This window comes from Aquabacterium sp. (assembly GCF_035476535.1).
In the GTDB taxonomy this organism is placed as follows: domain Bacteria; phylum Pseudomonadota; class Gammaproteobacteria; order Burkholderiales; family Burkholderiaceae_C; genus Pseudaquabacterium.
Window position 1 is genome coordinate 1 of sequence record NZ_DATILJ010000330.1, and the last position, 12430, is coordinate 12430.

8 protein-coding genes and 2 pseudogenes are annotated in these 12430 nt (G+C 67.4%); 6 read left to right on the plus strand and 4 right to left on the minus strand.

Translation table 11 applies throughout. The features are described 5' to 3' along the window. Nucleotides 1-225, plus strand: a pseudogene (locus VLK61_RS31435) (PQQ-dependent dehydrogenase, methanol/ethanol family); the annotation flags it as partial. Nucleotides 226-238: 13 nt separating this feature from the next. After that, nucleotides 239-559, plus strand: coding sequence for a high-potential iron-sulfur protein (locus VLK61_RS31440; protein ID WP_325427564.1), 321 nt, complete (start codon nt 239-241; stop codon nt 557-559). A gap of 253 nt (nt 560-812) precedes the next feature. On the opposite strand, the gene VLK61_RS31445 is transcribed toward VLK61_RS31440, so the two are convergent. The 3 genes from VLK61_RS31445 to VLK61_RS31455 form a co-directional block, all read right to left on the minus strand. Beyond that, on the minus strand, nt 813-2450 hold the full coding sequence (locus tag VLK61_RS31445) for an FAD-binding oxidoreductase (RefSeq protein WP_325427566.1): 1638 nt from the start codon (nt 2448-2450) through the stop codon (nt 813-815). Nucleotides 2451-2693: 243 nt separating this feature from the next. Continuing rightward, entirely contained in the window at nt 2694-4160 is a 1467-nt protein-coding gene (locus tag VLK61_RS31450) for an amidase (RefSeq protein WP_325427568.1), read from the minus strand. Nucleotides 4161-4202: 42 nt separating this feature from the next. Continuing rightward, nucleotides 4203-4658: a VOC family protein gene (locus tag VLK61_RS31455; protein WP_325427570.1), complete on the minus strand. Its 456-nt coding sequence runs from the start codon at nt 4656-4658 to the stop codon at nt 4203-4205. Between the two features lie 223 nt (nt 4659-4881). Between VLK61_RS31455 and VLK61_RS31460 the strand changes: the two genes are divergently transcribed. From VLK61_RS31460 to VLK61_RS31475, 4 genes and pseudogenes are all read left to right on the plus strand, one after another. Then, nucleotides 4882-6324 (plus strand): PLP-dependent aminotransferase family protein, encoded by a 1443-nt coding sequence (locus VLK61_RS31460; protein ID WP_325427573.1) that lies wholly within the window; start codon nt 4882-4884, stop codon nt 6322-6324. A gap of 71 nt (nt 6325-6395) precedes the next feature. After that, on the plus strand, nt 6396-6713 hold the full coding sequence (locus VLK61_RS31465; RefSeq protein ID WP_325427734.1) for a hypothetical protein: 318 nt from the start codon (nt 6396-6398) through the stop codon (nt 6711-6713). Further along, nucleotides 6659-6781: pseudogene (locus tag VLK61_RS31470) on the plus strand (hypothetical protein); the annotation flags it as partial. The gene VLK61_RS31465 and the pseudogene VLK61_RS31470, both read left to right, overlap by 55 nt. Before the next feature lie 60 nt (nt 6782-6841). Continuing rightward, nucleotides 6842-6982 carry a hypothetical protein gene (locus VLK61_RS31475; RefSeq protein ID WP_325427736.1) on the plus strand — a complete coding sequence of 47 codons (141 nt, stop codon included), beginning with the start codon at nt 6842-6844 and terminating at the stop codon, nt 6980-6982. Nucleotides 6983-7080: 98 nt separating this feature from the next. On the opposite strand, the gene VLK61_RS31480 is transcribed toward VLK61_RS31475, so the two are convergent. Then, complete coding sequence (locus VLK61_RS31480; RefSeq protein ID WP_325427575.1) at nt 7081-12411, minus strand: trifunctional serine/threonine-protein kinase/ATP-binding protein/sensor histidine kinase; 5331 nt, start codon at nt 12409-12411, stop codon at nt 7081-7083. Between the last annotated feature and the right edge of the window lie 19 nt (nt 12412-12430).

A 12430-nucleotide genomic window follows, 5' to 3' on the forward strand; every position in this document is an offset into this window, starting at 1 on the left:
GTGTGGCAGTTCCAGACCGGCTCCGGCGTGGTGGCCCCGCCCATCACCTGGAACCAGGGCGGCGAGCAGTACGTCAGCGTGGTCTCCGGCTGGGGCGGCGCCGTGCCGCTGTGGGGTGGCGAAGTGGCCAAGAAGGTCAGCTTCCTCGAGCAGGGCGGCATGGTCTGGGTCTTCAAGCTGCCCAAGGCCGGCGCATCGAAGGCGGTTTCCACCGCCAGCCGCTGACAGGAGCGCCGCCATGACCTGCAGCACACGACGCATCTTCATCGTGCGCACGCTCGCCGGCGGCGGCGCCGCGCTGGCCTGGCCGGCGATCGCGCCGGCCGCGCCGGCGCGCGTCGAAGAGACCGACGAGACGGCCCTTGCGCTCGGCTACAAGCACGACACGGCGAAGGTCGACCGCCAGCGCTTCACGAAGCACAGCCCGGATCAGACCTGCGCCAACTGCTCGTTCTTCCAGGGTGCGGCCAGCGACGCCTGGGGCGGTTGCGCGATGTTCGGCCGCAAGCACATTGCGGCCGCCGGTTGGTGCAACGCCTGGGTCAAGAAGCCGGGGTGAGGGCGGTGAGTGGAGGGGGGTGAGTCGGTGGATCGGGCGCGTGAGCGCCTCAGCCACTGACGAGGACTTTGCGATATGTCGCGCAACCGGTGGGTTTTCGGTGCGTTTATGAGTTCGTGGGACTCGCCCGCAGGATCTGAGCCGCTCCGAAGCAGCCGTCCGTCGATACCGGGGGGGCCCAAGACCCATTGCTGCCGGTGGTGCATTGCAGCGTCTCGGCCAGATTGCGATGTGGCCTCATATGGGCTCGGCCTCAGGCCTGCCTCGTGAAGCCATCGCGACTCCAGCTTTCGCTGCCCACGCCGTGGTGCACGAAGAAGAGTCCATGGGGGTCGTACTTCGCCTTCACGCCAGCCAACCTTGGATAGTTCGACCCCCAGAAGGATTGTTGCCAAGCCGGGGCGAAGTAGTCGCTCTCCGATACATAACAACCGGCGTTCGGAACCAGCTTTCGAACCTCGTCCATGGCTCGCCCGATGGCCTGCGCGCGGCTGCGAGCCAGCGCGACATCGGGTGCATGACCTGGAACGCCCGCGTAGGCCGGTTGCTCCTCCGCGCCGCTGATGGCGAGCGCGAAGGCGTCCAGCACTGCCGGATTCATTGCCGTGTCCTTGGCCGCGGCCATCACGTCAGCCGTGGCGCCCGCAAGCCCCTTGTTCACGTGCAAGGACACGCCCCAATGTCGGGTTGCCGAGTACAGGGCATCACAAAACGCCTTCCGCTGACCCGCTTGCAACAGTGCCGACGGGAGCCACGCGGACTGATAGCCATGCAAGACTTGACCTGCCTGGCGCTGATCACCTGGCCAGAAGACATTGCCAGCCGGCGCCCCGGGCCGGTCGTCGGTGCTGATGAAGCCCAGAGCCCGCTTGATCAGCGTGGGCGCCCAGAATTCCCGGGCAGAGGTCGCCACGATCGGCAGCAACGCGAACTCGACTTTGAAGTCGTCCGGCGCGCCGTCGACGGATTGCATGAACGGCCTCCAGATGGCCTGCGCCTGACTCCGATCGAGCCCTTGGAACACCATCGAAATCTTGAGGACGTTGTCGGGCCGGAAACGGATCTGCTCGCCCCAGTGCGGATTCATCAGGTTTTGGCTGTAGAAATCAACCATCAGACCCATCAGTCGACGGAACGCGGCCGGCGACGTGGCTTGGATCGTCATGTTCACCGCCCCAAAGTCCACCGGCAGTTTGTGGACCCGCAATGTGAGTCGCGTGACGACGCCAAGACTTCCACCACCGCCTCCTTTGAGGCCCCAGAACAAGTCCGGGTTTGTGCAGGCGTTCGCGACCCGTACGACGCCGTCGGCAGTCACGACTTCGGCCTGAATCAGGCTACTGGCGGCGAGGCCATAGGCTTTGGAGAAGCTCCCGAATCCGCCGCTCTGAATGAGACCGGCCACGCCGACCGTCATGCACCCACCGCCCTGAACATACCCGCCGGCCCGCGTGGTCACGGCGTCGTAGACATGAGCCCATAACGCGCCAGCGCCAACCGTGACTGCTCGCAGCGGCGCTGCGGTGCCCTCGCACCCGGCAGCGACGAACGAGTCGTGAAGCGTGATCTCGTTCATCTTGCGCGTCCAGACCAGCAAGGAATCGGGTGCATTCGATGTGCCCTGAAAGCTGTGACCTCCGCCCTTCACGACGAGCCGCAGCTTGTGCTCGCGGGCAAAGTTGACGGCGGCGACGACGTGTGCGGTGGTGCGGGCTGCCACGGCATAGACACTCGGTGCACATCTCCAGGCGTCCACCCATCCAAGCGTTTGGGTCAGCGCGACTTCTTCGCCAATGAAGTAGGGATTTTTGATCGCCTTGAACAGTTGGGTGCAGGCCGGCCCGGAAGGCGCATTCGGGCATTCATCCAGGGGCGACCGAACCTTGATCAACGCATCTCCGACTTGTTCGCCCAATTGCCTCCAGAGAGATTCGGACGGCCATGACGGATCACCAGGCCGGACGCGTGAACCGGAGGCGGGGGCCGCACTGGCCGACTTTGGGACCAGTGCAGTGAGCCAGTGTGCGGCAAGGATGGGCATTGCTGCAGCGATCCGCAGCAGGCGTCGCCTCTTGGTTGAGCGAGGCGGTTTCATCGAAGGGCGATCGCTTCTGAATGGGCGCGAGAACGCGGACTACGCTGCGCCGGGGCCGAACATGGGTGGCGCCACAAACCCCCCGAACTCGCGTTCGGCAAGTTCGGCCAATCCGATCGTGGTGCGATCCTCCAGGTACGGGCCGATGAGCTGCACGCCGACCGGCAGGCCGGCGTCGCAAAGGCCGATGGGCATGGTGGTCGCGGGCAAGCCGGCGACGGATGCGACGCTCATCCAGGCGCCCTGGGCCTTGTAGGGCACGCTGCAGCCGTCGATGTCGATGCGACGATCGTCCATCGCAGAATGGTCATGCAAAGAAGCGGTCGTCGGCGACACCGGGCACAACACCACATCCCACGCCTGGAACAGTTGACGCCACTGGTGCTCGATGCCAAGGCGTACCCGGTCCATGCCGATCCAGTCACGATGGCTGGAAACGAGACTGCGAAGCGCGAGAACCTGTGGCGAACGATCAAGCGCAGGGATACCCATCAGCTGTGCCTTGAGGTCTTCATAGTCCTGCGTCGGCATGTCGGCACCGAAGAACGAGAAAAGCAGATGCGCGAAGGTGGCGGCGCTGCGCTCCAGGTCCGGCAGCAGCGGGCTGTTCCAGCCGAGTTTGCATCCTGCCCGCTCGAGGCTTCCAGCGAATCGGTGAATGGCGGTTCGAACCGCGTTCGAGGTGGGTACCAACGGATGTTGTTCGAGCACCAGAATGCGGTAGTGGCGTAACTCGGCATGGCGCGGCGGTGGCAGCGCCATTCGGTAGGCCACGGCTTGGGCGTCGTCCGGGCCGGCAATGACGTCCATTGCAAGCGACAGGTCGGTTGCGCTTCTGGCCAGCGGCCCGAGCACCGCAAGATCGACTTCGTGGCTCACCGACAGCACCGGTACGCCGGGTGGCACGAAGCCGCGCGTGGGCACCAAAGCGAACGTGGGCTTGTGGGCGAAGACGCCGCAACAGTGCGCCGGAATGCGCAATGAGCCGCCGAGGTCGGAGCCGAGTTCAAGCGCAACGAAGCCGGCTGCCAGCGCTGCCGCCGATCCGCCCGAAGAGCCGCCTGGTGTGCGACGCAGGTCCCACGGGTTGTTGGTCGTGCCAAAGACCGGATTGAAGGTCTGCCAGTCGGCGAGCTGGGTGCACACATTCGTTTTGCCGACGATGACGGCGCCCGCGTGCTTCAGGCGCGCGATCGCGACGGCGTCCTGCCCGACGTCCGGATGGCGCGACTCCGGGATGCCCCATGTGGTGGGCAGCCCGGCGACGTTCAACGCTTCCTTGACCGTCATCGGCAGGCCGAGCAGGGGACGCCGATCGCCCCGGGACAATGCAGCGTCGGCTGCGACGGCCGCCACGCGCGCCCTGTCGAAGTCGCGCACGACGATCGCGTTGATACTGCCATCGTGCGCCTCGATGCGCTCTATCGACTGGTCGAGCAGCTCCACCGCAGACACACGGCGCGCTCGCAGTGCATCCATGTGCTGGGTTGCAGTTTCGAACGCCACGCGATCTCCCACATTCGTTTGCGCGCCGTGCAGGTCAGCGGTTCAGGCCTCACCGAAAGCGAGGGGTTCACCATTGACGGCCCAGCTCACGCCGAAGCGATCGGTGAGCATGCCAAAGGTCCTGGCCCAGAACGACGGTGCCAGCGGCATCGTCACCTGGCCACCCCGCGACAGCGCGTGAAAGGCACCATGCGCCTGGTCGATGGTGTCGTACTGGATCGCCAGCATCACGCCCCTGACGCCGTCGTATGGCATGCCGGGTGGGGTGTCGCCGGCAAACAGCATGGCCCCGCCCGGCAGCGCCAGGCACGCGTGCATGATGCCGGGGCCGCTCGGCGGCTGGCCGTCGGCACAACCGGGGTCACCTGCGGGCATGGCGGGCATGTCGGCGTAGCTCATCATCTTTTCGATCTTGGCGCCCAGCGCCTTCTCGTAGAAGGCGAAGGCCTCACGGGTGGTGCCGTCAAAGCTCAAATAGGGGGTCAGCGTCGTGGCCATCGAGTGCTCCTGGATTGAGGGGGACGTCGATCAATGAGAGGGTCCGTCGAATCGACTCGATGGCAAGCCTACGCATTCGAAGCGGCACCATAAAGCACCAATCCGCGCCGCCGCTCTGGTACCAATTGCCGCGCCGAATGGACGACCGGTTCGGCTGAAGTGGCCCCAAAGGCATGCCGGCATCTGTATGCTCGAAGGCACCGCTTCGGAGCGTGTACCGACCATGTACTTGCAGTTCGATGGCAATGGCGCGCTGTATGCCCAGCTGGCCCGGGCGCTCAAGCGCGCCATCCTCGAAGCTCAGCTGAAGGCTGGCACGGCGCTGCCCGCGACGCGCGTGCTGGCGGCGGAGTTGGGGCTGTCGCGAAACACGGTGCTCACGGCCTACGAGATGCTGTGCGCAGAGCACTTGGCGGTGACCAGGATCGGCTCCGGCACCTTCGTGTCGGCCTCGATGGTGTCGAGGGACAGGCTGCCGATCAAGGCAACGGTGCCCGCCCAGACACGCTACGCCGCCAGGCTGCGGCGCTTGCCGGCGTTGACCCTGCGCAGGGTGGTGCCTCGGCTGCGCTACGACTTGCACTACGGCGAGCCTTTGGTCGATCCACCGCTGATCACCGCGTGGCGGCGCGAACTGGCACGCGCAGCAAGTGCCGGCGAGTGGGGCTACCCGCCGAGCGCCGGGTTGCGCGTCCTGCGTCTGGCCATCAGCGAATACCTCGCACGGCGGCGTGGGCTGGTCTGCCAGGCCGACGACGTGGTCGTCGTCAGCGGCACGCAGCAGGCGATCGCGTTGCTCGCCCGCGTGCTGCTCGACGAAGGGGCGGTCGTCGCGATCGAAGATCCCGGCTACGAACTCGCGTCGCGCGCACTGCAAGCGCATGGAGCGCGTCTGCTGCCGGTCAAGGTAGATGCCGCGGGATTACGGGTCGAGGAGCTGCCGCGCGGGAACCGTGTCCGTATGGTCCTGGTTTCGCCGTCGCATCAGTTTCCGTCCGGTGCCGTGATGTCGCTCGCACGACGAATGTCCTTGCTCGACTACGCCGCGCAACGCGGCTGCTGGGTGATCGAGGACGACTATGACGGCGAGTTCCGCTACGACGGCGTCGCCATCCCGGCCCTTCGATCGCTGGACGTGCGGGAACGGGTGATCTACGTCGGCAGCTTTTCGAAGGTACTGTTTCCAGGTCTGCGTCTGGGTTATGTGGTGTGTCCGAGCGGCCTGCGCGCCGATCTCATCGCTGCCAAGTTGAATGACGACCTGGGTTGCGGCAGCATCGAGCAGGCAGCGCTGGCCGAGCTGATGCAAAGCGGCGCCTTCGATCGCCACTTGCGGCATGCCGCCGCGGAACTGCGCCGCCGACGCACTGCGTTGCTCGAAGGCCTGCGCGAACACTGCAGCAGGCACTTGGTGGTCAACGATTCGCACGCCGGCATGCACATGGTGGGGTGGCTCCCCGATTGGACTTCGCGCCAGGTCGAGGCGCTGGCCGCGCATGCGGCGGGGCATGGCCTGGGCCTGCACCCGATCGGCCCACACTACCGGCGCCAGCCTGCGCCGCAGGGCCTGCTCCTGGGATACGCCGCTCTGTCTGCCAAACAGTTGCGCGCCGCGACGGCACTGCTTGGCCAGTGTCTCGACGAGATCGCTGACCGAACCGCGTAGTACGGGCACACACAGTTCTGTGATTCGGGTGCGCGACTTGGCATCGTAGCGGCAGCTTTGCCGAAGCTAGATTGGTTCGCAATGCGACAGCTTTGGGTCGTGCTCTGCCGATCAGCCGCCTGAACTCGTTCCCCGAGAGCTGTCACAACGAGCGAATTGATCAGCATCCCAGCGCGCGCCATCATCGACAACACACGATCGGTGCAGCCGGGCCAGCCCTGAAGATTGATGGCATCGAACTCCAGCTGATCCGCCTGCTCTTCGACATCGGCATGGCGCCGACAGTCTTTGCCGGCATGAACTGGACGTCCGTGGACTCCTTGTTCGTGTGCGTGTGCACCGATGCCGGCGTCGACGGCTTGGGGGGAAGGGCTGGGGGCACGTTTTAAGCTCAAGCATCCCGCAAGTCCGCGTCGAGCCGGCGCTGCGCGCTGAACTCGATGCCGTTCTCGGCGAGAACGAAACGCTCAGTGAGTTCGTCGAAGAGGCCGTGCGCCGGGCTGTCGAACACAGACGCGTGCAGACCGCGTTCCTCGCCCGCCGGGAAGCTGCATGGCAGGCGTACCAGCGCACGGGGAAAGCTGTCGAAGCCGACGACGTGCTGGCAAAGCTGCAGACGCGGCTCGATGAGCGACGCAGGCAGCTGGGGCAGCTGTGAGCGTTCGAGTCCGGTTCGCGCCTGCCACCGAAGAGGACCTGATCAGGCTCTTCGACCCCCTGCTCGTGCGCGCCGAAACGATCGAGGAACTCGAAGGATCACGTGATCGGGATGTCCAGCGTGAACGTGGCGCCGTGGCCGAGCCCGTCACTGTGCGCGGCGAGCCTGCCGCCCATTTCCTGTGCGGCCAGCACGCTGCTGTGCAGGCCGAAGCCATGCCCGTTCTCGCGCGTGGTGAAACTGTGCGCGAAGACGCGTGTCAGGTTTTCCGGCGCGATCCCTTCGCCGTTGTCAGCGACCGTGATACGCAGGACACGCCCCTCTGCAGCGTCCACGAGTGTCGCGCCCAGCGTGATGCACGGGCTTCGGTCGGCCGCGTCGTCCACCGCGTGCCTGGCGTTGCTGATCAGGTTCACGAGGATCTGCATCAGACGGTGCCGATCCAGCGGCAGCAGCGGGAGCACGGCGATGTTCTTCACGACAGCCACCTTGTGGCGCGTCAGCGCATCGGCGTGCATGCGCAGCGCATCATCCAGCAGTTCGTCGAAGCGCAGGGATTCGACGACGCTCGATGGGCCGGCATACGACTGCTGGGTCGCGACGACGTCCTTGATGTGGTCGATGCTCTTCTCGAGCACGCCAAGCTCCCCGGCCATGGCTTCGTGTTCGCCCTCCAGGGCCTGCGCCAGCTCACGCAGGTAGCCGGGCAGCTGCCTGCCTTTGTCGTCTCGGGTGAGGAATTCGCCCAGATCATGGGGGTGCTCATCCATGAGCTCGACCGCGCGCGCCAGCCCCTTGAGCTTGGACGTGCGCAACTGCGTGCTGACCAGGCCCGCGGAGACGTTGACGCTGTTGAGCGCGTTGCCCACGTTGTGCAGCACGTTGGTCGCGATCTCCGCCATGCCGGCCAGGCGCGCGCTGGCCAGCAGCTGGGTTTGCGCGTGCTGCAACTCCTGCGTGCGCTCCTGCACCCGGCGTTCGAGTTGCTCGTAGAGCTGCGCGTTGGCCAGCGACACCGCGAGTTGGCCGGTGATCAGCATCACCGCGTCGAGCCGATCGGCGGTGAAGGCGCCGCGGCTCAGGCCGTTCTCGAGGACCAGCATCGCCCTCGTCGCACCATGCTTCAGGATCGGCACGACCAGCAGCGAGCAGCAGTCGGCGCCGCGCAGGTACGGGTCGCTGGCGAAGCGGTCGTCGTGCGTCGCGTCCTCGACCAGCAGCGGCTCGCGGGTGCGTTCGGCGTAGCGGAAGGCCGACAGTGGCAGCAGGCCGCGCGCACCCGCCTCCTCGATGCCGAGGGGCGCCGCGTCAGGCCGGTCCTGGGCCGCCACGAACCAGTCCTTGGCGTGCTCGTCCCACAGTGCCAACTGCACCTGGGTGGCGCCCGTGAGGGTGCCCAGCAGTTCCACCACCCGGGCTGTCAGCCGCGCCAGGCTGGTCTCTGAACTCAGGGCTTGCGAAGCACGCAGGACGGCCAGCGTGTCGATGCTGTTGGCGGTGAGCTGGCTGCTGTGGCCGGGATCCCGGTCGCGCAAGGCAGCGGGGGACACCAGCAGGGCTCTGTGGGTCTGCTCCAGCTGACGCACTTTGGCATGGGCGCCCCAGGCCGCATAGAGGCTTCGCGCTTGCGCCAGCAGCATGTCCCCGGTGCGCCCCATGCCATGGGTCAGGTGAAACAGCCCGGCTCGTTCGGTGATCAGCGCCTGATGCCAGGGGCGCTGGCGCGGCGCGACTTCGCGCAGCGCGGTATCGAAGGCGCAAGCGGCACCCCGGAAGTCGTCGATCGCCCAGGCGCGTTCGGCCTCGACCAGACTGAACAGGTGCCCGAAATTGAAGGGCGCATCGGCGGCGCGCAAGGCCAGCCAGTCGCGGTAGGCATCCAGCTCGGCCAGCGGGGCAGCACGGGCATCGGGCGCGGCGCTGCGAACACGCTCGGCCGCAACCAGTGCCTGCAGAAAGCGCAGCTGGGCGGCACGGTAGTTGGCCGGAATCCGATGCAGCAGCTGGTAGCCCGCGGCAGCGTGCCGCGCCAGCTCGGCAGCGTGTCCGAACAAGGCCGCGCAGAGCGCGCGGGTGATGTGGAAATTGGCGACGGCCGTGGGATTGACGGCCGCATGGGCGAGGTGGGTCTCCTCGTCGAAGCTGGCATCGGCAAAGCTGCCCGGCGCATGGGTCTCGCCGCGCAGCGCCCGCAACAATTGCCGGTACGCCAGAAGGGACAGGGCAGTGTGGTCATTGCCGGTCCTCGCGGCAAAGGCGAGACCGGCGTCGACCTCGGCAGCGCAGGTGTCGAGGGTCGGCGCGCAGTCGAGCAGCGACGGCGTCGATGTGTAGTAGGTGAAGCAGGCGTATTGCAGATCACCGCTGCGCAGCAGGCTTTCGCGCGCACGCTGCGCTTGCACGGCGCACTCTTGCAGCGGTTCGAACCAGTGCGCAGCAAAGGTCGCAAAGGCAAACCGGGTCTGCGAGGTCTCCGGCTCGTAGCCGTGCGTCTGGCCCACGGCCAGGGCGTAGCGCGAAGCGGCATAACCGCATCGATAGTCCTGCCGCAGCGCCACCGTCAGATTGCAGGCGTCGCCGAGCGTGGCGACCAGCGATGCTGTCGGGCCGTGCTCGACCCACAGGCGCTGGCTCTCCAGGGTGAGCCAGCTGCGCATCATCGGGTTGCAGGAAAAGGCCGGGGCCAACAGCACATTGGCGAGCTTGGCGGCCACTTGCACACGCCGTGACTTGGCCTGCGGGCGTGTCAGGTCGCAGGTCTCGGTCTGGTCGGTGACCCAGCGTTTGAATCCGTCGAGCTGCCGTTCGATCTCGGCACCGAGATCCCGCGGCGGTAGCGTCAGCTCCAGGCGTTGCAGCAAAGCCATGCCCAGTGCCATGGCGTCGTGCGGCCGGTTGCGATTGGTCAGGCTGCGCACTTGCGTGCAGGCCACCTCGGCGAGATCGACGGCGTCGTGGCAATTGCGCTCGATCGACCGGTAGACGCCGTCGGCCTCGTCAAGGCGCCCCAGGCTGTAAAGCACGGCGTGGCGCTCGATTTCCAGCGCGGCCAGCATCTGCGTGTCCGCTGTTGCGTTCTTGTCGTTCAGCAGCCCGATCGCCGCCGCCAGGAAGCGTTCCACCGTGTTGTGGTTGGCCACGCGGTGGGCCTGGGCCGCGGCCCCGCGCAGCAGGCTGACGACACGGCGGCGTTCGTCGGGGTCGTGAACCTGCGCCGCGACCGGCAGGTACTGTTCCGCCGCGATCGTGGCGAACGCCTGCAGCGGCGCCAGGCGCCGCGCAAGGCTGAGCTGCAAGGCCTGGCGCCGGGCCGGCTCCAGGCCGTCGCGGGCAACCTGCTGCACGTGGTCGTGCCGGAACCGCAGCGCGTGGTCGCCGGCCGGTTCCTGCACCAGCAGCCCGCCGTCGAGCAAGGGCGACAGCAGCTCTTCCAGCTCGGAGGCTGGCAGGCCGGTTGCGGCCGCCAGCAGGTCAGGTTTCAGCTCGCCGCCGAGGCAGGCCATGGTTTCGAGCAGCGAGCGCCTGGCTGGCGGCAGCTTGGCGATGCGCTGGGACAGCAGGTTCACCACATCGACCTGGCCACTGCGCCGCTGCAGCGTGGTGGCGTCCCATTGCCATCCGTCCGGGCTGGGCGTCAGCGTGCCGTCGCGGCGCAGTGCGTTGATCAGCTCCACCGTGTCGTAGGGGTTGCCGCCGGTGTGCACGCCCACCGCCTGCGCCAGCGCGGCTGCCTGGGCCGCGGGCATGCGCATCATGTCCATCAACAGCGTGCCGAGCTCGGCCAAGGGCAGGTTCGGCAACGGCAGCAGGACCGGCGCAGGGTCCATCCGGGCCCAACGCGGCAGCGCGGTGGCCAAGGGATGGGCCGCATCGACTTCGCCCTCGCGGTACGCACCCACCACCAGCAGGCCGGGCAGCTTGGCATCGGCCAGCACGGCCTCGATGAAGCGGATCGACGCCGCACCAGCCCACTGCAGGCCGTCGAGCACCATCACCACCGGTCGCTGCGGCGAGACGATGGCGCGCAGGAGCGCCAGCGCCGTCAATCGCAGTCGGGATTCGGCCCCGATCGGATCGGTCGCGGCGGCCTCCGGCTGCGGCCCCAGCAGCACTGCAAACTCCGGCAGCGCCGCCGTGATCAGGCCGGCCTGGGCACCCAGTGCCTGCAGAATGGCTGCGCGCTGCTGCACCAGTTCGCGTTCCGGCTCGGCCAGCAGCAGCCGGCCCAGGGCGCGCAGCGCCTGCACCGTGGCCGTGGGGGCATCCTGGCGATATTGATCGAACTTGCCGGCGATGAACCAGCCGTGCTGTGCGCTCACCCAGGGCTTCAGTTCGTTGATCAGCGCCGTCTTGCCGGCACCCGGCGCACCGGACACCAGAACGACACGGCTCGCGCCCTGCGTCACGTCCGACAAGGCTAGTCGCAACGCGCCGACCTCGGCCGCCCGGCCCACCAGCCGGGAAGGGGCCGACAGCCGCAATCCAAAGTCTCGCTCGCCCAGCTGGAACGGCTCATGACTGCCCTGCGCCACGCTGCGCAGCAGCCGCGCCAGGTCGTGGGCCAGGCCCTCGGCGCTCTGGTATCGGCGGTCCGGCTCCTTTTCCAGCAGCCGAAGAACGATGCCGGACAGCATCTCCGGCAGGCCGGGTCGCAGCGTGGCCGGCGCCTCGGGCAGCCGGGCCAGATGGTCGTGGATCAGCCGCAGCGGGTCCTGCGCCTCGAAGGGCGGCCGACCGGTGGCCAGCTCATACAGCGTCGCCCCCAGGCTGTACAGGTCGGCGCGCTGGTCCACGCCGTGGTCGGTGCGCCCGGTTTGCTCAGGCGCCAGGTAGGACAGGTCGCCGCGAATATCGCGAATGTCACGGGGCTGCGTGAAGCCCGGCGGCCCACCGGCACATGTGGCTCTGCCACTTTGCTGGACCCCCTCGGGGGGCGGACGACGTATTTCGTCAGCCTGGGGGTGCTCTTCGAAGAAGGTCGTCGCCAGGTGGAAGTCGATCAACAGCGGCAGCCGTTGGGCGCCGCGCAGCAGGATGTGCGCCGGATTGATGTTGTGGTGCAGCACGCCGCGGTGGTGCACCGCCGACAGCGTGCGCGCCAGCCGCAACGCCAATGCCAGCAAGGGCAGCACCTCCAGTGGACCAGGCCCCAGCGCTTGTGCCAGTGGCCGGCCGCCGCAGTCCTCCAGGGCGATCACGCCTGGGTGTTCGGCGGCCAGCGACGGCACGCCTTCGATGCCGGCCAGCCGCGTGAGCATGTCGCTTTCGTGGCGCAGCCGCTCGGCGGCATCCGGCCCCAGCGGCTGCTTGTGGATCACGCCAGGCCCGGACCGCGGACGCAGGCGCAGCACCCGCGTCGTGCCGCTCTCATACAGAATCTCGCGCTCTGTGCCGTCGGCCGCGAGCAGCGCGAACGAGCTTGCTTGCATGACGATCTCCTCTGGCGCG